This window comes from Paenibacillus sp. 01T443 (genome assembly GCF_056398325.1).
Genome location: NZ_JBFTPE010000003.1, coordinates 384,059 through 408,060, shown reverse-complemented (window position 1 = coordinate 408,060; position 24,002 = coordinate 384,059). Strand labels below are relative to the sequence as shown.

Below are 24,002 nucleotides of genomic sequence, written 5' to 3'. Positions count from 1 at the left end.
GTTACTCACCCGTCCGCCGCTAACCTTGTCCCGAAGGACAAGATCCGCTCGACTTGCATGTATTAGGCACGCCGCCAGCGTTCGTCCTGAGCCAGGATCAAACTCTCCAAATTGGTGTTTGAAATGCTCATTACTTTTTTATCGCTTTTTCGCTTATCCCGAAGGATTTGCGAGGCAGTTATTACTCGTTGTTCAGTTTTCAAAGAGCAATCTTTTCTTTCGTTTGTTACGCTTGTTTTGCTTGTCGTCCGCGTGTTTCTCTCGGCCGGAATTAGAATATATCATGCTACCGCCCAATTGGTCAAGCGTTTATTCAAAAAAACTTTTAAAATCATGTTTTTTGTGATTTGGGGCTGCAAAACACACACTTATACATCTGCTCTACCTAGCAGTAAAACAACTTTATAATAGCTTGGCTGTTGTTATAAAATAATAAGTATTATAACAGATCATTCGATCCATTCTAAAAGCTTATACGGGAGGGGTAACAAAATGTCATTATCTGAAATCGCACGTATCGAGGCCCTTCTGCCGCAATGGGTGGAATCAAGCAGGCAACAATGCAGCTATGGCAAGGTAGCCTCATATATTCCTGAGTTGTCCAAATCGCCGATAGGCGCATTGGGAATACACTTGATTAATTCAAAAGGATACTCCATTTCCGCTGGCGATACAGAACTGTCTTTTACCATGCAAAGTATTTCTAAAGTCTTCACACTCATTCTTGCGCTCATGGATAACGGAGAAGAAGCTGTTTTTGACAAAGTCGGCATGGAGCCTACCGGCGACAATTTTAATTCCATGCTCAAGCTTGAGCTTGTACAGCCGGGCATCCCATTTAATCCCCTTATCAATGCCGGTGCGATTGCAATCTCTTCCTTAATTGCAGGTAAGGATCCCATAGAAAAATCCGATCGCGTACTTGATTTCATGCGGCTTCTTTCTAATAATCAATCTATTAACTACGATCTGGATGTTTACCGATCCGAATCCGCTACCGCGAATTTAAATCGTTCGATGGCTTATTTTCTAAAAGACAACGGCGTGTTACAAGGCGCGGTCGAGGATGTTCTCGACGTTTATTTCCGGCATTGCTCCATTAGCGTTACCTGCACGGATTTAGCTCAAATGGCTTTGGTGCTTGCCCATAATGGTAAAAACCCGCTTACAGGAGAAGAACTAATCCCCCGTCGTTACGTCCAAATCGCCAAAACGTTCATGATCACATGCGGAATGTACAATGCGTCTGGCGAGTTTGCTATCCAAGTCGGTTTGCCTGCAAAAAGCGGAGTATCCGGCGGTATCTTAACGCTGGTGCCTGGGAGATACGGTATTGGATTGATAGGCCCTTCACTGAATCGGAAAGGAAACAGCATTGCCGGTGTCGCGCTTCTGGAATCCTTATCGCGTGAGTTCGATTGGAGCTTATTCTAATTGCATACTCCCACGCACATGAAGAAGGATGACTCCAAGGCGAATAAGTTCGCAGGGTCATCCTTCTTGCTTGCGTCTATTTTATTGCTGATGGTTAATCAGCTTCACACCTTTATTTAATATAAAAAATTGCTCCGCCTTTTCACGATGATCATCCGTAATTTGACCGCTGATCGCTTTGTAAGCAATAAACACGGCCGTTGCATCGTCAACAAAGCCGGCTACCGGCAGAAAGTCAGGAATAAGGTCCAGAGGCAAGATCCAGTAAGCTAAGGCGCCAATTGCCGTCGCCTTGGCTGAAATCGGCGTTTTGGGATCAGCCGAACAATAATAAAGCGTTACAACCTCCTTAGCAAACGGTACTTTAGCTGCATGGCGCTTCACCTTTGCCCAAAACCCTTCTTCTACGTACTTCGATTGTTTCTCGTGGTCCCCAATTTTGCCGATCCATTTATTTATGTCGACTTCCTCTAACGGTTTTTCTTTACTCAAGTCCAAGGATGTTTTAAGCTCCTCCTCCGCAATCTCAAACGGAACGGACTCTTCGATGAGCTTCGAGCCACATGCGGAGCATTCTATAACCATTAACCTGTTCGGATCGACATCGTTGTTCTTTCCACAGTTGGCGCACTGGGCAATAGTCATACATCCCACCTCCATGTTATACCTACTTATACTTTCAATCCCTAAAAATAGTTGCAATTTCCGTTCCGGATTAACTAAAAATGATGGCTGCAATACGATTAGCTCGTTTCGTTCAACATGCCATTCCTAAGCTGTCCGTTAACCAAGGAACTATAGAAGCCTTGTTGTGCCAAAAGCTGTGAATGGGATCCTTTTTCTATAATGGCACCATCCTGAAGGACCACAATTTGATCCGCCTGCTGGATGGTGTTCAGTCGATGGGCGATAACAAAGCTTGTGCGGCCTTGCATGAGACGCTGCAGTGCCTCTTGGATTTTGATTTCCGTAACGGTATCGATACTGCTTGTCGCTTCATCAAGTACTAGGATGGAAGGATTGGCAAGTATAGCTCTAGCAATCGCAAGCAGCTGCTTCTGTCCTTGGCTGATCCCGCTGCCATCCGGCTTAAGCACGGTATTATAGCTGGATTTCAAACGTGTGATAAACGAATGCGCATTAGCAAGCTTCGCAGCCTCTTCTACCTCCGCATCCGTTGCATCGAGCTTGCCGTAACGAATGTTCTCATTTATCGTGCCTTCGAACAAAAAAGGATCCTGCAGTACAAATGCCATATGCGAGCGCAGATTTTCACGTTTGATCATGCGGGTATCGTGTCCATCGATCAGGATGCTGCCAGAGCTTGGATCATAAAAGCGGCATAACAGCTGAATCAACGTTGTTTTTCCCGCTCCGGTAGGACCTACTAGCGCGACGGTCTCTCCCGGGGTTAATTCGAAGCTTACATCGTTAATCGTAGATGCCCGTCCTTCGTAAGCGAACGTTACATGATCAAATACAACGCTCCCCTTTACCTCTCCAAGCTCTATTGCAGAACCCTCGTCTGACCGTTCCTCGTCTTCTCCTAACACATCAAACACACGCTCTGCGCCGGCAACCGCGGATAGCAGCGTATTCCACTGATTGGCGAGATCATTAAGCGGCCTAGTAAACTGTCTCGAATACTCCGCGAATATGATAATCGTACCTACCGTAATTTGATCATTCAGCACAAAAATAGCGCCGATCCCGGCTATAATGGCAAAGCTCAAATTGTTGAGCGCATTCATCAGCTTGGGAATGAAGCCGGAGATCGTCTGCGCCCAAAAGCCAGAAACGCGGATTCTCTCGTTACGCTCCTTGAAAGCAGCAATGACCGTCTGCTCCTGGGAAAAGGCCTTCACGATGCGCTGCCCAGACAGCGTCTCTTCAATATAGCCGTTCAAATCGCCAAGATTGCGCTGCTGCGCTTTGAACAAACGTCCCGTTTGCTTCGTTATCCATTTCATTCCCAGCACCATAAGCGGCACGACAAGAAATGTCAGCAAAGTCAACAACGGGCTAAGCGACAGCATGACGCTCACCGTTCCAACTAGCAGAAGCATGCTTGAAAATACTTGAATAACGGAGCTGTTTAAAGATGCGCTGACATTTTCAATATCATTCGTCACGCGGCTCATAAGCTCCCCATGCTGGCGTTTGCTGAAATAGGGTATCGGAAGTCTGTGCAAATGCTCAAACAATTGAACGCGCATACGGTATACGGTTTTCTGTGATATCGTTATCATCCATATGCTTTGTAACCACATCGTGACAGAATGAAACACATAAACGATCGCCATTCCGATAAGAAATACGATAAAACCGCTGTCACGGTTGATCAAAAAATGATCGATTGCCGTGCCTGCCAAATATGGACCGAGCAAGGAAAAAGCGGAACTTAATAACACCATGATGATGACTGCAGCTAATTTTCCTTTATATTCAAGGAGATAATTCCACATTTGCTTTAGCGTTCCGGACATATTCTTCGCCCGCGGCTTGCTTCTGGCAGGGCCTCCGGCCATTTGATCTTTAGCTTTTGCTTCTTTTCCATCAAGCGGCTTCGCATATTGAAAAGGCTCTTTTAAATGTTTAAGCACGGGATACACCTTCCTTCCCGAACTGTGATTCATAAATTTTTTGATACAAGGCTGACTGCCTTATGAGCTGCTCATGCTTACCTTGTGCCAGCAGCTGCCCTTCATCTAAAAGCAGAATGGAGTCGGCTGACACCGTAGAGCTTATTTTTTGCGTAATGAGAAACGTAGTGCATTTGATATGCTTAAGCGCTTGCAGAAGCGCCGATTCGGTCTTGACATCCAATGCACTCGTACTGTCGTCCAGTAGCAAAATAACCGGCTTCCGCACCAATGCTCTCGCAATCGTAAGACGCTGCTTCTGTCCGCCTGATAAGTTGACGCCCTTTTGACCAACAATCGTATCGTATTGCTCCGGCAGCTTCATTATCGTGTCATGTATCTGAGCAAGTTTCGCTGCTTCCATAATTTCTTCGATGGTAGCGTTCTCTTTACCCCAGCGGATGTTCTCTTCCACCGTTCCCGTAAACAGCATGATCTCCTGCGGCACATATCCAATCTGCTTGCGGAGCTGCTCCAGCTTCATTAAACGATTATCCTTGCCATCCACGCCTATTTCTCCGGACTGCACGTCGTACAAACGCGGAATAAGCTGGATGAGAGAGGTTTTCCCTGAACCGGTCGCTCCCATTATCGCAATCGTCTCGCCAGGCTTTGCCGAGAAGGAAATATGCTGCAGCACATGCTGGTCCGAACCCGGATATTGGAACGATACGTTCTTAAATGAAACATATCCTTCTCGCAGCTTTACGCCTTCGTCACTTTCCAACGTATCGGTCAAGTCGATATCTGTTAACACAACCTCTTCAATCCGTTGAGCCGATGCGCGAGCTCTTGAGAAGTTGACCACGATCATTGACATAATGGATAACGCAGCAGTTGTTCTTGTCGCATAATTGACGATCGCGATAACTTCACCAACCGTTGCGCCGTTTGTATCAAGCTCAATTCTGCCAAACCAGAGCACAGCCATGACGCTCGCGTTCATAAAAAGAAGAACAATAGGCATCGTAGCCTCCGTTAGACGAAGCGCTGCAACGGTCCGGTCCATCAACTGCTCGCTTGAACCCGCAAACCTTGAAGCTTCATGCCTCATACGTACGAATACGCGGACAATTCTCATTCCGATCAAATTTTGCTGCATTACGCTGTTTACCTGATCGAGCTGCTGCTGAACGGAGCGAAATAATTTTTCGCCTTTCTTAAGCACCCAAAGCAGAAAAACACCAAGGAACGGAATAACAGCGACAAGCCAAATTGCCAGCTTAGGCTGGACGACAAAGGCCATCACAATGCTTCCGATGACGAGCAGCGGGGCACGAAGCATGATTCGCAAGCCCATAAAGACTGTATTTTGCAGCTGCGATACATCATTTGTAAGTCTGGTAATTAGAGATGATTCCGGAAAACGGTTAAAATTCGCGAACGAGAACGATTGCACCTTTTCGTATAAACGTTCCCTTAAATCAAAACCAAAGCTTTGACTGACATGTGAGGCGTAGAAGGAGCTGAGTATCCCTACTACAAATGCAATAATAGAACAGCCAATCAAGAAAGCGCCCCACTGAAGTACAACCGTTAAATTATCCTTGCCAATGCCGTCATCAATGATTTTGGAAATAATAAAAGGCTGAAGCAGCTCCACCATGAGCTCTACCAGCATCAGCAGCAGCGCTACATAAGCAGCCAAACGGTACTTTTTGAGAAAAGCGAACATCGTCAGCATCTTTGATCCTCCGAGTAATAATGGCTTAAACTAGCTATTACTCTCATTATATCTTCTAGAATTTAGAAATGGCATAGCGGAATATAAAAATAAACGGAGATGACTGGACCTTGGATAACGGGGAGGTTAATGAGGTAAGCCCGGGTGAGGCACGGGTCCAAAGCAGCTAAACTGCTTTAAACGCCGCGCACATCCTCGTAAAAGACTCGAAACATAATGTCATGATTATAATTACCGAAGCCTTTTCCATACAAGGTTAAGCCGCCAACATGCAAGGCATCCTCTTTCACTCCTATTCGGAATGTCCAAAAATTGCGCTCCAGCCCAATTTCTCCGATACTAATGGACGACATATGCTGTCCGTCGATTAGGGTACCGTCCTCTTGTATGCGTATCACCTTAAGCAATCCGTATTGATTGACGCGTTCACCCCACCAAGCAGGTGAGAACCGTCCTCTAACCTCGCCATAATCGCCAGGGCTCGTCCACATGCCAATGTCCTTGCCATTAAGAGAGAAATTAATGTCCGACGGCCAGTTCTCGTTCACGCCCGGCGCCTCAGAGCCTAGCTCCAATGTGATTTCCAGCGCAATAGGACGCTGACCTGCAAGCAAGTAATTCGGTACCTTGTATTCCACGTAGCCTTTGCCGAACCATAAAATGCCGGCATTCATCCGTTCCGGCTCCAAAAAGAAGCGCGGGTCATCAAATTGCCCGATCAGCTTGTCCACCGTAGCAATGCCGCAGGTCGGAAACACCTCGAATTCTGTAAAATGTCCAACAGGCACGCTTACATCATGCACCTTTTTCACATCCAGCGTAGGATGCGGAAGTTCAATAGCGATGGAACGTTCTGCCAGGGTACATATTTTGTGAGTGCCTCCCTGCTTTCGAACCATCTTGGTTTGAACGATTCCCGCCTTCTCCAGCTTCCGGATATGCATGGTTACAATCGCGCTGCTTAAGCCAATCGCCTCGGCAAGCTCCTTGACGTTCATCATATCCGTAGCAAGCAGGTTTATGATGGAAAGCCTGACCGGGCTCGCTAAAGCTTCATATAAAGGCAGCCATTCTTCGTTTGTATTTGCATGTATCATCGTTGACCCCTCCTCTCTCTATTCTATAATAAGAGAAGGGCATCCCAAAAGCCGCAATCTTGGCTTCCGGATACCCCGTTCTGTTTTTATGAAAGTTTAATACGGATAACGTTCCACGATGCTTTGCTAAGCGTCGCTTGAATTTTTCCGCCGTCTGCAAGAGAAGCGTTACCTGCCGTATGCGGCGTTACGCGGTTAGGCGCATCTGCTGTGTTTGTCATTTTCAGATCCTCATGCTCAAGCACAATATGCTCGATAACCCGGAAAGCACCGAAGCTGCGAAGATCGATTTCAAAAGGCAGTGCTTCGTCGATATTGCGGTTAACCGCAAAAATCGTCACTTCCTCTTTTTCTTCATTATGAACAGCTACCGTCTCCAGGTAAGGAACATCAGTAAAATCCTTCGTATCATGTTTCGGCGATTTCACAAGCGGTACCAGAACCGTTCCGCGGCCAAAAATGCTTGCATGCATGTACGGATAATAAATCGTTTGCTTCCAAGCAGGACCGCCGTTTTGCGTCATGATTGGAGCGATAACATTAACCAGCTGCGCGATACAAGCCATTTTCACGCGGTCAGCACGCTTCAGCATACTGATCAGCATACAGCCAACCACAAGTGCATCCTCATGATTATACACATCTTCAAGCTGTGGCGGAGCAATTTGCCAAGGATCAAGCTTTTTATCCTGCGAATGGGAGTGGAACCATACATTCCATTCATCGAAGGAGAGATTGATTTTTTTCTTGCCGCGTTTCTTCGCTTGCACAAAATCACAGGTCGAGATAACCGTATTGATGTAAGAATCCATGCTCATGGATTGCGCTAAGAAGTTTTGCGTATCGTTATGCGGGTTTCCGTAATATTGATGAATAGAAACATAATCTACTGTATCATAAGCCAGATCGAGCACCGTGGATTCCCATTCCGGGAATGTCGGCATACCGATATGCGAGCTTCCGCATGCGACTAGCTCGATCGTTGGATCGACCCAACGCATCGCTTTTCCTGTTTCGTTAGCAAGGCGGCCATATTCTACTGACGTTTTATGGCCAATTTGCCATGGCCCGTCCATTTCATTACCCAGGCACCAGGTTTTTACATTATGCGGATCCTTGTAACCGTGCTGAATACGCAGATCGCTCCAATACGAGCCTGACTTATGATTGGAGTACTCAATCAAGTTACGCGCATCATCAATGCCGCGAGTACCTAGATTAACCGCCATCATTGCATCTGTATTCGCCTTTTTGCACCAGTCCATAAACTCATTGAATCCTATCCAGTTTGGCTCGACCGTCCTCCAAGCAAGCTCAAGCCTTTTCGGACGTTGGTCTACCGGGCCGACGCCATCTTCCCAGTTGTAACCGGATACAAAATTACCTCCTGGATAACGGACGATCGGAACATCAAGTCCCTTTACAAGCTCAAGTACATCGGAACGAAAACCTTGCTCGTCTGCTTGCGGGTGGTCAGCCTCGTAAATACCACCATAAACGGCACGCCCAAGATGCTCTATGAATGAACCGTAAATACGTTTATCTACTTCTCCAACTTGAAAATCCTTATCCACGATCATTGTTGCTTTGTTTGCCATGATCATCCACCTCACATCAATTAATAGTTTCATTAATTAGTTAGTTGAGCATTAATACAAACTTCTATTATTATTTAACTACAGGTTCGTAATTAATTCAAGTATTAATTTTAGTATATTTGAATTAATATATATATTATTTCAAAAAAAATCATAGGGCATTTTTCTCCTTATATGCGCCTAAAGTTTTACATGTGTAAAAAAGTAGTTCAATTTTCCTAATATTTATCATTAGTTTCTTGAGTTAGTCCTCATTTTAGACTACTATGGAACTATAAGGTAAATCCTTTGTTTCAACACTACGGCAGGAGTTGAGAACATGAGCAGACCCACACGCTCACTAGAAGATGCAGCCGACCACATTATTGACACCTTGAAGCACTTTCTACAAGTAGACACAATATTCATCTCAGCAAACGATGGTCATGGAAGCAGAATCATCCGGGCATTAAACCATCATGAGATTTTAGCGCAAAGCAGCTCACAACTCCCATTGTTACAAAGTTACAGCAACCTCATTGTGAAGCAATCCGCGCCCCTACTAGTCATAACAAACACACTTGATGATCAGCGTACTGCCTCATTACCGATCACTCAGCAGCTTGGAGCATGTTCGCTAATCGGAATTCCTATAAAAACAAATGACGGTCAACCTATCGGAACCATATGCGCATTAAGCAGCGAGCCTATTCAATTAGATTCGAGGCAGCTTGGCTTCCTCGAATCAATGGCCGCTTTTTTCGCTTATATTCTAGAGCTGGAAAACGCAAGCGTCACGGATAGTTTAACTGGCTTATACAATCGGCGGTATTTGTCTCATCTGTACTATAACGACTCGGACAAGCAGTTTAGCGTGATGTTTATCGATATCGACGACTTTAAAGAGGTCAATGATTCATTCGGCCATGATATCGGCGATTTGCTACTGCTTCAAATTTCTGCAAGACTTAAACAGAGTGTCCGCAAAACCGACATACTCGTTAGATACGGCGGAGATGAATTCGTAATTTGCTTTCAGCATTTGGTTGATAATCAGGATATCGAATTTGTGGCTGGAAAAATAAAGGATTCGATTAAAGAGCCTTTCACGATTGACGGACATACCTTTCGTATTTCCGCAAGCATTGGCATCAGCTCCATGCAGGGTACAAGCAACAGCTTAAAAGACCTGATCAGCGACGCCGACCAGGCCATGTACGGCATAAAACAAAATGAAAAAAACCTTTGAGAAACCAGGCTTCGCTCGGAGATAAAACTCCGGCTGGCGGTTCTACAAAGGTTTTTCATTGTATATCCTCGTGTTTAGCCTTCCTAGCAAAGCGCCTCCGCTTAACAGTCAGCTGCTTTATTTGTTTAATAGAAGCCTCAGCTCGACCGTAAGATTATTTTCCGTATCCATAACGACTGTATGCGGATTTTTCATGCCAAAGTCACTAAAGGTGACTACAGTGCTTGCTTCAAGCTTTAACGCCCCTTGATCGTATGAGGTTTGTCCCGTAAAAACAACTTCCTTTGTTATTCCCTTAACCGTTAGCTCACCTGTAATACTTACATCGTGTACCTCGCCTGATTTCCATGCTGTCGGAAGTCCATCAAAGGAAGTTGCCTTAAATGATGCATTCGGAAACTGTGCCGTATCTAAATATTCAGCCTCTGAAATATGCTTGTCCCGCTGCGAATTTCCAGAGTCCATGCTCGTCACATCAACGGTACCTTCCGCCTTCGTCTGAGCAGGATCAGCCGTATTCAGCTCCCATGAGCCTGTTACTTTATCAATTTCATAGTTGACCGTATCCCTAGAGGTTGTCACCGAAAAATACACCTTTGAGTCGGTACCGATCGTCCATGTCCCATCTACGTCGACTGCATCGCCGGAGGTTTCTGCGGCATTATTTTCCGATTGCTCAGTATTAGCTGTATCCCCTGTATCTCCCGATACGACACCGCTGTTGTCTACTGCTGGTGCTTCCGCTATGATACTTTCAATTTCTACATGATTACCGGTCAAACGATCATAAGCATAATAAAGGGTACCGCCAATTACAATAACAATTACTGCTCCCAGTACGGCTATCTTTTTGTTTTTCATCTCTTTCCCTCCTAGGTTTTTTCGTGGAAGGCATCTGTTCTGATTCTCATTCGTTTATCCACACTACGCATTGTAATGTAACAATCTGAGAACAATCTGAAACGAAGCTTAAATGAAACTGAAATCTTTTTCCGCCGTGCGGATAAAGCTGACTATCGTCATAACCTTGGCCATTTATTCATAAACATGGTATGAATCGTATTTTCGAATGCGGAGGGATGACGGATGAAACAGGATGAGATTCGCGCGCTGGAGCGATCCATCGATGAAATAACTGAAATTGCACAGGGCTTTGGACTCGACTTTTACCAGATGCGCTACGAGATTTGCCCTGCGGATATCATTTATACGTTTGGCGCTTACGGCATGCCGACCCGCTTCAGCCATTGGAGCTTCGGCAAAACCTTCAACAAAATGAAGATGCAATACGATTTTGGCCTAAGCAAAATCTATGAGCTCGTCATTAACTCCAATCCCTGCTACGCTTTCCTGCTTGAAGGCAACTCCTTAATTCAAAATAAACTCATCGTCGCACACGTGCTCGCTCACTGCGATTTTTTCAAAAACAACGCCCGCTTCGGCGTGACCAACCGCAATATGGTCGAGAGTATGTCCGCTACGGCTGACAGGATTCATCAATATGAAATGGATCATGGCACGGAAGCCGTTGAGAAATTTATCGATGCGATCCTTGCGATTCAGGAGCATGTCGATCCCACGCTTATTAAGCCTTACCAGCTTGATAAGAAGCGCTACATTGAGATGGTTCAGAAGGACAGCGAGCGTTCTGAGTGGAACATTCCTGCTTCCCAGTATGACGACCTATGGAATCTCGATCCCGATCGAACCGCTGCCGCCGCTTCTGCCGCTCAATCCCAGGCCGCGGATGCCAAGCGTTTCCCTCCGCGTCCCGAGAAGGATGTCGTTTGGTTTATTGAAGAATATTCGCCTACCCTTCAAGATTGGCAGCGCGATATTTTGTCGATGCTCCGCGATGAGATGCTATACTTCTGGCCGCAAATCGAAACCAAAATCATGAACGAAGGCTGGGCTTCGTACTGGCATCAACGCATCATCCGCGAGCTGGATCTGACGAGCGACGAGACGATCGAGTTTGCCAAGCTGAACTCCTCCGTCGTCCAGCCGTCCAGGCACAGCCTGAATCCCTACTATTTAGGGCTCAAAATATTTGAGGATATCGAGCGCCGCTTCGATAACCCGACCAAGGAAGAACAAAGGCGTTTTGGCCGCGTTCCCGGGAAAGGCAGGGAGAAAATGTTCGAGGTGCGCGAGCTGGATTCCGACATCTCCTTCCTCCGCAATTATTTAACGAAGGATTTAGTAAACGACCTCGATCTCTATATTTTCGAGAAAAAGGGGCCGGAATGGAAGATTACCGATAAGTCTTGGGAGAACATTCGCGATCAGCTCGTCTATTCCAAAGTAAACGGCGGTTTTCCGAGCTTAATGGTTAAGGATGGGGACTTCAACCGTGTTGGCGAACTTTACCTGATTCATGAATACGAGGGTATGGAGCTTGATCTCAAATATGTGGAGCGTACGCTGCCGCATGTCGTTCAGCTTTGGGGGAAAAACGTTCATCTCGAGACATTCGTTGAGGATAAAAAGATCGTGTTTAGCTGCGATGGGAAGAAGACGAGCCGGAAGTTTGTTTAACTGATTTCTAAATATTGATTCCATCGGTCAATTTGTCAGAGTTATCATAAACAGGGTGCTCCTATATGGCACCCTGTTTCGCTTATCTCAGAACCTTTGCGGTTTTAATAGTGATATATCTCCTGCTTCAGAGGGGTGAGCGCATGTGATTCGTCTACATAGACAAAAGCATCATATCGCTCGGTCATACTAGACGGAACATAGTTTCCGCGTTCACGTCGAGGATTGTATACGACACCTATAGCCCGATGCCCCATTGGCTCAAGGAAAGGCTCACAGTCGTGGTCAAACACCAGGATCTTGTCGCTGGCACCTGCCTTGTGCAGTAAATCTTCCCAACTGCCTAGCTGAGCCTCCGGTACCTTCATCGCTTTGATTTCACCGCCCCAATGATCAGCTGCAATCACAGTTCCTCGGTGCGTGCCGAATCCCACAATGAATAGCCGTTCATCGCCGTGCTGCTCGCGGAGCAATTGCCCTACGTTCACCATCCCATCGGCCTCCATATCCGTCGCTCTCGCATCGCCAATATGAGTATTATGCTCCCATACAATGACTTTGGCATCCGTTCCGTGAAAGGCTTTAATGCGGTTAAGCGCTTCAACCATATGCCGATCCCGAACGTTCCAGGAATCCGGACCGCCTTGTACCATAGATCGGTAGTATCGTTCGGCATTCACTGCAACCAGGGCATTCAATTCATCGCTTAAAGCCGATTCATCTTCTCCCCTGCTAAGCTGCCTTTTGGTCTGAAGCTCTTTCAATAGATTGACCACCTCCTCCTCGCAGCCTTCAGATAAGAATGCTGCCGAAACCCCGTACTTTTGAGGATCGCGGTTGTGGGGATCAAAACATTTAAAAACCTTTTGTGCAGCCCCCAATTCCGGAGATCCCGTTTTCTTCAGATGGCTGATAATTTCCTCCATAGACTCCCATAAGCTATATACATCGATTCCATAAAAGCCGATTTTTCTTTCTGCCGTTTTATCTCGGTTAAAATCATACAGCCATTCCGTGAAATCCATCACTTCGTTATTCGCCCACATCCATGTCGGCCAGCGATTAAAATCCCGGAGCGCTTCTCTGACGTTTGCGGCAGAGCCTGCGTATTGCTTAATGTAACGGTTCAATGTGTAGCAGGAAGGCCAGTCTCCTTCCACGGCGATAAAGGTGAAACCTTTTTCAAGGATTAAACGCTTTGATAATTCCGCACGCAGCGTATAAAATTCGGAGGTGCCATGCGAAGCTTCCCCAAGCAGAACAAAATCAGCATCTCCGACCGCTTGAACGATCAAGTCGAGATCGTCTGCACTTTCGAGCTTAACCGCCCGATTCCTAATTTCTTCCACTACTTTCTCGTCATTCATCTGCGGTCATTCTCCTTTCTTTATTTTCATTTCCCCCTTGCCTTCAAACTTCACTCCTAACACAGCGATTATTTGCTGCTCGTCCTTACGATATATACGGTAATCAGCGGGATTTTCAGGATAAATTAGGTTATAGCGGATTCGAAATTAACTTAAGAGGTGTAAAAATATTCGTATGTATTCCAAACAGCGGTCGGCAGCTCTCGAGGAAGCTGCCGATAGATATAGAATATCTCTATTTGATTGGTGCGGTTACCGCGTTGCCAATAGCACGTATGATGACAGCCACATCTTGAGCTAAGGTCTTCACAGGATGTCCATTCGTCAAACCGTTATCAAGTTTTCCAATTTTCTCCTGTATGCCCCGGTCTGAGGTTACATGGATGTTAAATTCGGGATATTGGCCTTTTAAAGCAGCGTAAACCTGTTTCTCGATAATCGATCGTTTTCCCATATCGGTTACATCAAGGCCAACGAGTGCCTCTTTTTTATGCAAGAAGACCGTCGCGTTATTCACGCCAGTTACTTGATCAGCTCGATTCGCCAGTTCTTTGGCGTTGTGCGTTGATTTCATTCCGTTTGGCAAAGACTTGGTTTCCAAACGATGCATTTCATTTTTTGTCCGAATCGCATTTTCTTTCACTGTATTATTTTGTCCGCATGCTGCCAATGAACAGCCTAACACCGCAACCATGAATGTAGTTACAATTGGCTTCAAAAATCTCAACACCCCAAAACACCTCCTGCTTGTTGTTTATAAGGTTCACTGCTGACAATTAAACATACATGGAAAAATGTTTATATTTCATTAAACCGAACAAAAAAGAACAGTCGACCCCATGCTGATTCAGCGGGTCACTGTTCCTTTTATAACTGATTATTCATCTGTTAATCCTCTACATTTCTTACATCAACTGATACATGCAGCACTTGCTCGCCTGTACCTCTATAAACCCCTTTAACCGGTACGATATCCTTATAATCCCGTCCATGACCAAGCTTCACATATCGCTCTCCGACAGGATCAACATTCGTCGGATCGAAGCTGCACCAGCCGAGACCAGGCACGAAGGCCTCTACCCAAGCATGAGATGCCTGCTCAAAATCCGCACTTCCGCCCTGTAAATCTCCAACAAAATGGTAGCCGCTCACGTAACGGGAAGGGATGTGGTAAGCCCTGCAGCTTGCGATCATCAAATGTGCAAAATCCTGGCATACGCCCCGTTTGCTGAGAAACATTTCTGAGGTTTTTGTCTTTACGTCCGTTGCTTCAGGATCGTAAATGAATTCCGTTCTAATTTTGGTCGATAAAGCACTCAACCAGTCCAGTACGCTCGTAGGCCCATTCTCGTCCTTACCCGAAATTTCACCCGCGAATTGCTCAACCTCGCTCGTGACTGCAGTATATTCTGTCGTCAACAGAAATTCGGTAAACCGGTCGGCTGCAGCGTCTGTTTTCAGCCAGCTCCAAGCTTGTTCCGGCGAACGCTTGCTTAAGTATTGGGCTCTCTCCTCCGAGGTTGGCGCCTGTTTTGTTACGACCGTCATAGATGTTCGTATCGTAAGCCGTTTATGTGGTCCGTTTACCGAGAACGCATGCACCCGATTTCCGAAATAATCCTCGTAAGTGAACAAGGAGGCATTCGGTTCGATTGAGATTGCTTGCTGATAGCAGGACTGCCGTTCATTCGTGCTTGGTGTAAGCCTGATCTCATTGACACTGTCCGTAACAGCGTCCGCGTACTCGTATTTGGTCACATGCGAAATACTCAGCTTCATGCGCTTGCTTCCCCCATTCGAAAAAAGGTTTTGGCGAACGCCATCCCCAGCTGTTGGCAAGCATCGAGCAAATGGGCAACGATTGTTCCACCCCGATCGATAACCATATCTTCACGCTCCAAGCACGCCAAATCGGCTTTCACCTTGCCCACCTGACGGATAACTCTCTCATGAGCAGTTCGCAACTGCTTATCCTGCAGCTCGATATGCCGCATATGATCATCAAGCGTATGCAGCGCAAAATGAAGAGAACGCGGAAAAGCGCTGTTCAGCACGACAAATTCAACAATGGTTTCCACCGATATCCCGTCTGCATAATAACGACGGAATGCTTGATAGCCGCTAACGGAACGCAAGACTGCTTGCAAGTACGGATAAGCGCTCGCGCTGTTCCAGCCATCGCCGCTTGCCGCATTGCCTACGGCTTTAATGATTCGCAGCGTATTTTCTGATCGCTCCAGGTATCGGCCGCATTCAATGAAATGCCATTCATTTTCTCTCGGCATGACCGATTGGCTAACCCCTTGGAACAATGCTGTCCATTCCTTGATTCGCCCGAAAAATAGATGCGGAGATTCGCGAAGCAAATCATCCGGCTGCTTCTCCCTCAGCCATAAATAGAAGGCATTCGTCACATCCCACATTTCGCTTGGCACCTTCTCGCGCAGCGTGCGCAAGTTGCCGCGAGCATGGCTGACACACGAGACTAGGGAGTTGGAATTATCCCGGTCCAGCGTCGTATAGAAAAGCACATCCCGTTCATTATAGCTGTCATATTGCTGCTCATAGTCCTCACGGCTGCCTAACGCGTCCACGATCCTTGCCCATTTCAAATAAGGCTCTGCCGCTTCGTTCTCGGGATTCCCGTCGATGCCCATGGTGACTTCATCTCCTTGAAGATGATAATGTACATCAATCAATCTAGCATGGTTCTCAGCACGCTCCATATAACGCCCAATCCAAAATAATGCTTCTGCATTCCGGTTCAGCATCGCATTCCCTCCATATTTATCGATTAAGGACCCACGTATCCTTGACGCCGCCGCCTTGTGAAGAATTGACAACAAGTGAACCCTCTGTCATTGCAACCCTCGTTAAACCTCCCGGAATGATATGCGTATCCTCACCCATCAAAGCAAAAGCACGTAAATCGATGTGACGCGGCGTCATGCCGCCATCGACCATGACTGGTGCGCGAGACAGCTTCATCGTAGTCTGTGCAATATAGCGACCCGGCTCGCGTTTAATGGCTTCCGCGAACGCTTGAAGCTCTTTTGAAGTAGCGCTGGGCCCAATCAGCATCCCGTAGCCGCCCGACAGTGATGTTTCTTTCACCACTAGCTGATCTAAATGATCAAGCACATATTCGCGTTCTTCCTTGCGCGACAATATATACGTAGGAACATTATGCAAGAGAGGCTCCTCTCCCAAATAGTAACGAATCATGTCCGGAACATACGCATAAACGGCTTTATCGTCTGCTACCCCGGTTCCCGGTGCATTAGCTATTGCAACATTTCCGGCACGATAAGCATTCATGAGTCCAGGCACGCCCAGGAAGGAGTCAGGCTGAAAGGCTAGAGGATCAAGGAAATCATCGTCGATGCGTCGGTAAATCACGTCTACCTGACGGAGACCTCGCAAATCTCGCAAAAAAATCTTGTGGTCTTTGTAAACAAGGTCTCTGCCTWCAACGAGGTGAATGCCCATTTGCTGAGCCAGAAAGGTATGCTCGTAATAGGCAGAATTATAAGCGCCTGGTGTTAGCAAGACGATCAAAGGATCCCGTTTGCCGTTTGGAGAAAGCGCGCGGAGCGAGCTTAAGAAGCAGTTCAAGCTGCGGTCAATGCTTTGCACTGAGCTGGATAAATATAAATCATGGAATAACTCATTCATTAACGTTCTGCCCTTAAACAAGTAGGAAAAACCCGACGGTGACCGTAAATTGTCTTCCAACACAAAATAACGGCCTTTTTCGTCACGAATTAAATCAATACCCGATGCTGTAATATATACACCGCCAGGAACATGTAGACCAGCCATTTCTGGCCTGAAATAAGTATTGGATACGATCATGCGCCGAGGTATAATGCCGTCTGAAACGATTCGTTGACCATGATACACATCATGAAGGAAAGCGTTTAAAGCACGAATTCTCTGTCTTACTCCGCGATCCACGCCTTCCCACTCATGCTTAGGAATAACACGTGGGATATAATCGAACGGAATCGTTCGCTCGAGGGGTTCATTCTGTGCTCCGCTATACAGCGTGAACGTAATGCCCTCTTCCATCATTCTTTGATTAATCGCATTTTGACGGACAGCGAGCTCTGCTGGCTTCATTCTCCCAAATAAACGATGAACCGTGTCATAGTGGGCACGTACCGAAAAGTCCTTATCGAACATTTCATCGTAAAAGGTTTGAGAATCGTAAAATTGCGATTGCGACTGTTTGGCCGTCGACATGACAACCGCCTCCTCCATGATGGGCGCTGCACCGATTTGGTACGAGCAAGTTAAACATTTGATCAATTATGTTATATTCATGTTAAAAAACTTAACAATTATAACCGAATCGCATCTTAATGTTAGGATTATCATACTAAAATCAGAAAATTGTGTCAACTTATATAACGCGAAAGCAGGAACCCTCGATAGAGAGAATTCCTGCTTTTTCTAAGCTGCGTTTTATTCTAGGATTGATTTAATTGCTGTAGATCTTTCGTGACCTTATCGACCATCTGAACGAACGAAGCCAGCTCCTGTGAACGAGCTGCTTGGTTACGAGCTTCGACCGATGTCTGCTCGGACTCGTGACGTACGGCGAACAGCTTCTTGTCAATCTCTTCAAGCTTCGACTGTATCCCTTCGAGCGCATTGCGTGATGAGGAGGCCAGCTTGCGCACTTCATTCGCTACAACCTCGAACCCTCGCCCGTTTTCTCCAGCCCTCGCCGCTTCAATTGCGGCATTAAGCCCGAGTAAATGCGTTTGATCCGACAACCCGCGAATTAATGAGCCCATTTCATTAATGCCGTCCAGCTCTTCACGAAGCTCTCCTAATAATGTATGCGTCTTATCCTGGGATTGCGAAGTCGAAATTGCCGTTGCTGCAATAGTTTGTGCACCCTCGTCCAATTCGAGCATAAGCGAAGCCAGCTCCTGCACCGCGCTGGTTACGGTAGTAAGCATGATGGAGCGATTGTCCGCGAGCTCCTGGATTTTCTGCTGCTCATGCTGATTATAGGCTTCAAGCACGAATTGCGAATCCAGATTAAATAATTTCGTCAAAGCATGTACAACTTCCTGCCAGCCTTCAGGAATCACTTTTTGAAGTACGCTTGATGATATGTCCAGATATGTCATATAGGTGCCTAAATACCAATCCGTCGTTAAGCCAATGCGGGAATGGACGGCTCCTATCTTTATTCGGTTATCAATATACGCTTGATCGATTACCCCTTCGGTAAGCGACATATAGTACCATCGCTGCGTTTCCTTAAGACGTTCAATGGTGCTGACTTTCGATATAATCGCAACCAATTCCGGCTGCTGTCCGACACTTTCATAAAATCGGTCAACCACTTCATCGACAATTTTCTGAAAAATAGGCTTACAGTCAGCCAGGACCTTTAAATCCTGCTCTGTAATGCCCGTGTATTCAAGCTGTCTCTTGCGTTCTGCCGATAATTTAATCAAATAATCCGACTCCTTCGGTGTATTGTTCTTCACTACCACCTATTATATCGGAAAACATACAAGAAATAGTATGAACGTTTTAAATACTTTTTAAACCTTCTCCTCGTACAGAAAAGCTGATAGACAATTGTCTATCAGCTTCCCCAACGCTCGCATGGAAGGTTTACCGGTTCAACAGGCTTCCTACGTAACGCAGCAGTTCATTCGAGCATACCGGGCAGTACGCGTGCTCATCCATAAGCCGTTTTGTGACTTCATTAATACGCTTCAGCTGACTCTCATCCGGTGTTTTCGTGGAAGTCGTTATTTTCACGATATCCTTAAGATCGGCGAACAGCTTCTTCTCCACCGCCTCGCGCAAACGTTCGTGACTCGTAAAATCAAATTTCTTCCCTTTTCGGGAATACGAGGATATGCGAATCAGAATTTCTTCCCGGAATGCTTTTTTGGCATTTTCCGAGACACCGATTTGTTCTTCAATGGAACGCATGAGGCGCTCATCCGGATCCATCTCCTCACCGGTTAAAGGATCCTTGATTTTGGCCCAGTTGCAGTAAGACTCGATGTTATCGAGGTAATTCTCAAACAAGGTGCGGGCAGACTCCTCATAGGAGTAAACAAACGCCTTTTGAATTTCCTTCTTCGCAAGAAGATCATATTCTTTGCGCGCGACGGAAATGAAATTTAAGTACCGCTCACGTTCTTCCTTCGTGATAGATGGATGGCTATCCAATCCTTCCTTCAGCGCACGCAGCACGTCAAGTGCATTAATACATTGCGTATCCTGCTTAATGAGCGCACTAGAGATCCGGTTAATGACGTAGCGCGGATCAATGCCCGTCATGCCTTCCTCTAAGTATTCATTTTGCATTTCCTTCAAGTCCGCTTCCTTGAAGCCTTCTACTTCCTCGCCATCGTACATCCGCATTTTTTTGACCAAATCCATACCCTGCTTCTTCGTTTCCTTCAGCCTTGTCAAAATAGAGAAGATCGCAGCCGCACGCAAGGCATGAGGCGCAATATGGATATGCCGCATATCACTTTGGGCGATAAGCTTTTTGTAGATTTTCTCTTCATCCGATACCTTCAAATTGTAAGGAACCGGCATAACGATCATCCTGGAATGCAAAGCCTCGTTTTTCTTATTGCTTATAAACGATTTGTACTCGGATTCATTCGTATGGGCAATAATGAGCTCATCGGCGCTAATGAGCGCGAACCGTCCAGCTTTGAAGTTGCCTTCCTGGGTTAAGGAGAGCAGGTTCCACAAAAACTTCTCATCACATTTCAGCATCTCTTGGAACTCCATCAATCCGCGGTTCGCTTTGTTAAGCTCGCCGTCAAACCGATAGGCGCGCGGATCGGATTCGGATCCGTACTCCGTTATGGTAGAGAAATCGATACTGCCCGTAAGGTCGGCAATATCCTGCGATTTCGGATCGGACGGACTGAATGTACCGATACCGACGCGGTTATCCTCCGAAATAAACACACGTTCAACGAGGACGTTCTCAATATCGCCGCTGTATTCCGTTTGCAGCCTCATTTGGCAGGATGGGCATAGGTTGCCTTCAATTCGAACACCAAGCTCCCTCTCGATATCAGGACGAAGCTCATGGGGAATAAGATGCAGTGGATCCTCATGCATAGGGCAGCCTTTAATCGCATAAACGGCTCCTCGCTGTGTTCTGGAGAAGCGCTCAAGTCCTTTTTTGAGCATGGTAACAATCGTTGACTTGCCTCCGCTGACAGGACCCATTAAAAGCAGAATCCGTTTACGAACCTCAAGCCTGCGAGCTGATGAGTGGAAATATTCCTCTACCAGCTTCTCAATCGCACGATCGAGCCCAAAAATTTCTTGATTAAAAAATTTATACTGCTTGTGACCGCCAACATCTTCCACCCCGTGAGATTCAATCATTTCATAAACGCGTGAATGTGCAGTCATGGCCGGGGACGGGTCCTTCCTCAGCAATTCAATATAATCCTTGAATGTTCCTGTCCATGAAAGCTTCTCGCTCTCAGCCTGATACTCCGATATTCGCTTGAAAATGTCCATACCGTGCCTCCTCCCATCGCTTCCGCATTCCACTTATCATTCTACGCCCGGGATTTGTCTCTAGACGCTCTATCGAGTGGTGTCAACTTTTATTGAGATATAACAATCCTATGCTTATTCGGGAAGATAATTGCACACTATTTTTGTCCATCATCCATCAAAAAACGACAAGCCGGCAGTTTCCTTTGCTATAATGGAGGCAAATGCTTCGATTKAAACGAGTGGAGAGGAGAAAAAAACGTGGCAGTCGCACGCGAGGAAGAGCTCTACAGCCCTATAAAAAAGCACTATGAGCAGCTTGGCTTTACCGTAAAAAGCGAGGTGCTCCATTGTGATTTGGTTGCTATCCATCCGGATCAGAATGAAACGATAATTGTCGAAATGAAAAAAACGTTCAACCTCGCACTGCTGCTGCAAGGGGTTGAACGTCTTCGTCTGAACAGCCATGTCGTGCTCGCCGTTGAACGGAACCGAAAGAAAAGCGGTGCTCACAATCAACGCTTTGGCGATTTGACGGAGCTTTGCCGCTTGCTGGGGCTTGGCTTGATGACTGTGACCTTTTACAAAACAAAACCGCCGGTCATTGAAATGCTCTGCCACCCGGGCGATCCGCCGCAGCGTGGCGTAAGACGCAAAAAGCAGGCACAGCTGCTTACCGAATTCAGAGAGCGCAGCGGCGACTACAACGTTGGCGGAAGCACCCGCCGCAAACTAGTGACAGCTTACCGCGAGAAGGCTCTGCGCTGCGCATACGCGCTTCATACAGCTGGACCGCTTGCCCCGCGTGAAGTATCCGCTATTACGGGCTATAGCCGAAGCGGTGAAACGCTCCGCAATAACTACTATGGCTGGTTCGAGCGCATTGCACGCGGAAAATACAGCCTGCGCCCAGAAGGCGCGGCTGCATTGGCCGAGTATGGAGAAGTCATTGCGGAATGGAAATTAAGTATTAGCTCCGCGCCGTAAATTCGCCGAGCGCCTCTACGAAGCGCTCCACTCCTTGCTTCGTACGCGCACCTGTATTATACGTATAGTTCAGTCTTGCGGTGTTGCGCTGAGGATGATCGGCATAGAACGAGCTGCCCGGCACGAACGCGACGCCCTTTTGAACGGCGCAGCGAAGAAGCGCTTCTGCATCCAATCCGTCCGGCAGCTCAAGCCACAGGAACATACCGCCTTTAGGCTTAACCCATGAAACATCCTGCAGCCCCTGCCGCTTTAGAAGTTCATGCATTTCAATCATGCGCTCGCCATATGACTTGGAAATCAACCGGATATGGCCGTCCAAATCGAAACCTTTTAGCAGTTGGCTCAAGATCTGCTGATCGATTGCGCTTGAATGAAGATCAGCCGCTTGTTTCACTTTGGCTACCATACCGATTACGCCGCTGTCCCCGATAGCCCAACCTGATCGAAGCGCAGGCGCAACCGTTTTGGAAAATGTGCTTGTATAAAAGACGGCGCCTCGCTCCGTTTGACCCTCAAGCGAAAACAGCGTTGGATATTGTTCACTCTCATCAAAGGTAATATCTCCGTATGGATCATCTTCAATGATGGGCATTTCATTTTGCTTACACAAAGCAAGCAGCTTCTTTCTTCGTTCAACACTCCAAACGCGCCCTGTCGGATTACCGAAAGTAGGCACGGCGTAAAGCAGCTTCGGACGATGCTCCCGGATGAGACGTTCCGCATCCTCTGGGATGATTCCATCCTCGTCGCTCTCTGCAGCAATCACTTTTAAGCCATGGAGCGCGAATACCTGCAGGCTTGCCAAGTAAGTAGGCTTCTCGACCAAGACGGTATCGCCTGGTTCGGTAAGCACGCCTACCAGCAGATCAATCGCTTGCTGCGAGCCCGTTGTCAAAATCATTTGCTCCGGATTTACATGCATTTGCTTCGCCGCCATACGCTCGCATAACTGTTCGCGAAGCGGCATGTAACCTTCCGTCAAGCCGTATTGCAATGCGCCTGTCCCAGCCGTAAATGCACGGTCAGCCGCTTCGCGGATTGCTTGTACAGGAAATAACTCCTCAGCTGGCAAGCCCCCAGCAAACGAAATCATATCTTTCCCTTGCGTCAGCTTCAAAATATCTCTAACCGCTGACGATTTAAGCTGTGACACTCTAGATGAAAAACGATAATTCATATTATATGCTCCTCCTCGCAAACTTAAACGCTTGCTATGCTCATACTCTCTATGTTAACAATGTGTTCACAACTTTTAAAGTTTTCTTTTTAGCTGACGTTGGTTATAATAAAGACAACGTACTTGGAGGTGTCCCACAGATGAACTTTATTATTGTCATGACTGTGTTTGCGTTGTTCATTACGGCGATGCTGACCAGCTCCTACAATGAAGACAAAACAAAAGGTCTATAAGCCGACTTTGCTCAGCTTATAGCAAGCGTATCGATGGCGGCCAAGAAATTGGCCGCCATCCGCATATTGTTGAAGGATATGAAAGAAATAAGCCTGAATCTTATGCTTTCTCTTCTTTTCAAAAAAAATGAAGCTTCCCGCAGAGCATTTAGCTCATAACGGGAAGCTTCATTTGGTTAGAAAAGCATTCCGTCATGCTGATTAGCGCTGCAGAACTGCCATTTCCTCCATACAGTCGCCACATACATAGCGATCCTTGAAATCACGAACTTCAACCATCGAACCGCAAAAAACGCATTTTGGACGGTAACGCTCCAAAATAATATGGTCACCTTGGACGAAAATTTCAACGGGATCGCCCTCGTTCATCAAATAACGTTTACGCAATGATTTTGGAAGTACAATACGTCCGAGTTGGTCCACTTTTCTTACTACACCTGCTGGTTTCATCGCTTTCACCTCTTCTGTGTCTGGTTTCGCAAGTCATTTCTGAGAAACC

19 protein-coding genes and 1 rRNA gene are annotated in these 24,002 nt (G+C 46.6%); 4 read left to right on the top strand and 16 right to left on the bottom strand.

Features of this window, described 5'->3' with window-relative positions; translation table 11 throughout:
• A 16S ribosomal RNA gene (locus tag AC1DLI_RS06270) occupies positions 1-113 on the bottom strand; the annotation flags it as partial.
• A 379-nt stretch (positions 114-492) separates the two neighbouring features.
• Here AC1DLI_RS06270 and glsA point away from each other — a divergent pair.
• A complete protein-coding gene (gene glsA, locus AC1DLI_RS06265; protein ID WP_477600638.1) occupies positions 493-1,434 on the top strand; it encodes a glutaminase A in 942 nt (313 codons plus the stop codon).
• Positions 1,435-1,515: 81 nt separating this feature from the next.
• Here glsA and AC1DLI_RS06260 read toward each other — a convergent pair whose 3' ends face one another.
• The 5 genes from AC1DLI_RS06260 to arfA form a co-directional block, all read right to left on the bottom strand.
• Positions 1,516-2,079: a YkvA family protein gene (locus AC1DLI_RS06260; protein WP_477600636.1), complete on the bottom strand. Its 564-nt coding sequence runs from the start codon at positions 2,077-2,079 to the stop codon at positions 1,516-1,518.
• A 98-nt stretch (positions 2,080-2,177) separates the two neighbouring features.
• The gene (locus AC1DLI_RS06255; protein ID WP_477600634.1) at positions 2,178-4,037 is read right to left on the bottom strand and encodes an ABC transporter ATP-binding protein; all 1,860 of its coding nucleotides are present in this window, start codon (positions 4,035-4,037) and stop codon (positions 2,178-2,180) included.
• Positions 4,030-5,760 (bottom strand): ABC transporter ATP-binding protein, encoded by a 1,731-nt coding sequence (locus AC1DLI_RS06250; RefSeq protein ID WP_477600632.1) that lies wholly within the window; start codon positions 5,758-5,760, stop codon positions 4,030-4,032. Before AC1DLI_RS06250 ends, AC1DLI_RS06255 begins: the two co-directional genes overlap by 8 nt.
• A gap of 176 nt (positions 5,761-5,936) precedes the next feature.
• On the bottom strand, positions 5,937-6,857 hold the full coding sequence (locus AC1DLI_RS06245; RefSeq protein ID WP_308999508.1) for an ArsR/SmtB family transcription factor: 921 nt from the start codon (positions 6,855-6,857) through the stop codon (positions 5,937-5,939).
• A gap of 86 nt (positions 6,858-6,943) precedes the next feature.
• Positions 6,944-8,455, bottom strand: coding sequence for an arabinosylfuranosidase ArfA (gene arfA, locus AC1DLI_RS06240; RefSeq protein WP_477600629.1), 1,512 nt, complete (start codon positions 8,453-8,455; stop codon positions 6,944-6,946).
• Between the two features lie 319 nt (positions 8,456-8,774).
• On the opposite strand from arfA, the gene AC1DLI_RS06235 reads away from it, so the two are divergent.
• Entirely contained in the window at positions 8,775-9,683 is a 909-nt protein-coding gene (locus AC1DLI_RS06235; RefSeq protein ID WP_477600627.1) for a sensor domain-containing diguanylate cyclase, read from the top strand.
• 117 nt (positions 9,684-9,800) lie between these two features.
• Here AC1DLI_RS06235 and AC1DLI_RS06230 read toward each other — a convergent pair whose 3' ends face one another.
• A complete protein-coding gene (locus tag AC1DLI_RS06230; protein ID WP_477600625.1) occupies positions 9,801-10,544 on the bottom strand; it encodes a YceI family protein in 744 nt (247 codons plus the stop codon).
• A 225-nt stretch (positions 10,545-10,769) separates the two neighbouring features.
• Here AC1DLI_RS06230 and AC1DLI_RS06225 point away from each other — a divergent pair, with 225 nt between their 5' ends.
• Positions 10,770-12,221: a SpoVR family protein gene (locus AC1DLI_RS06225; RefSeq protein WP_308999504.1), complete on the top strand. Its 1,452-nt coding sequence runs from the start codon at positions 10,770-10,772 to the stop codon at positions 12,219-12,221.
• A gap of 104 nt (positions 12,222-12,325) precedes the next feature.
• Here the strand turns inward: AC1DLI_RS06225 and AC1DLI_RS06220 are convergent, their stop codons facing one another.
• The 7 genes from AC1DLI_RS06220 to AC1DLI_RS06190 all read right to left on the bottom strand — a co-directional run bounded on the left by AC1DLI_RS06220 (position 12,326) and on the right by AC1DLI_RS06190 (position 21,124).
• Positions 12,326-13,588, bottom strand: a complete 1,263-nt coding sequence (locus AC1DLI_RS06220) for an erythromycin esterase family protein (protein ID WP_477600623.1) — start codon at positions 13,586-13,588, stop codon at positions 12,326-12,328.
• A gap of 235 nt (positions 13,589-13,823) precedes the next feature.
• Positions 13,824-14,318, bottom strand: a complete 495-nt coding sequence (locus tag AC1DLI_RS06215; protein WP_477600621.1) for a YhcN/YlaJ family sporulation lipoprotein — start codon at positions 14,316-14,318, stop codon at positions 13,824-13,826.
• 158 nt (positions 14,319-14,476) lie between these two features.
• A complete protein-coding gene (locus tag AC1DLI_RS06210) occupies positions 14,477-15,367 on the bottom strand; it encodes a transglutaminase family protein (protein ID WP_477600619.1) in 891 nt (296 codons plus the stop codon).
• Complete coding sequence (locus tag AC1DLI_RS06205) at positions 15,364-16,359, bottom strand: alpha-E domain-containing protein (protein WP_477600617.1); 996 nt, start codon at positions 16,357-16,359, stop codon at positions 15,364-15,366. Before AC1DLI_RS06205 ends, AC1DLI_RS06210 begins: the two co-directional genes overlap by 4 nt.
• A gap of 16 nt (positions 16,360-16,375) precedes the next feature.
• The gene (locus AC1DLI_RS06200) at positions 16,376-17,833 is read right to left on the bottom strand and encodes a circularly permuted type 2 ATP-grasp protein (protein ID WP_477600615.1); all 1,458 of its coding nucleotides are present in this window, start codon (positions 17,831-17,833) and stop codon (positions 16,376-16,378) included.
• Between the two features lie 227 nt (positions 17,834-18,060).
• On the bottom strand, positions 18,061-19,065 hold the full coding sequence (locus AC1DLI_RS06195; protein WP_477600613.1) for a protoglobin domain-containing protein: 1,005 nt from the start codon (positions 19,063-19,065) through the stop codon (positions 18,061-18,063).
• A gap of 163 nt (positions 19,066-19,228) precedes the next feature.
• Positions 19,229-21,124: a PrkA family serine protein kinase gene (locus AC1DLI_RS06190; protein ID WP_477600611.1), complete on the bottom strand. Its 1,896-nt coding sequence runs from the start codon at positions 21,122-21,124 to the stop codon at positions 19,229-19,231.
• A 240-nt stretch (positions 21,125-21,364) separates the two neighbouring features.
• On the opposite strand from AC1DLI_RS06190, the gene AC1DLI_RS06185 reads away from it, so the two are divergent.
• Entirely contained in the window at positions 21,365-22,090 is a 726-nt protein-coding gene (locus tag AC1DLI_RS06185; RefSeq protein ID WP_477600609.1) for a DUF2161 domain-containing phosphodiesterase, read from the top strand.
• On the opposite strand, the gene AC1DLI_RS06180 is transcribed toward AC1DLI_RS06185, so the two are convergent.
• Together AC1DLI_RS06180 and AC1DLI_RS06175 are read right to left on the bottom strand one after the other, a co-directional pair.
• A complete protein-coding gene (locus tag AC1DLI_RS06180) occupies positions 22,074-23,270 on the bottom strand; it encodes an aminotransferase-like domain-containing protein (protein WP_477600607.1) in 1,197 nt (398 codons plus the stop codon). The genes AC1DLI_RS06185 and AC1DLI_RS06180 overlap by 17 nt on opposite strands.
• Before the next feature lie 434 nt (positions 23,271-23,704).
• Positions 23,705-23,953 carry an AbrB/MazE/SpoVT family DNA-binding domain-containing protein gene (locus AC1DLI_RS06175; protein WP_477600605.1) on the bottom strand — a complete coding sequence of 83 codons (249 nt, stop codon included), beginning with the start codon at positions 23,951-23,953 and terminating at the stop codon, positions 23,705-23,707.
• Positions 23,954-24,002 lie beyond the last annotated feature (49 nt).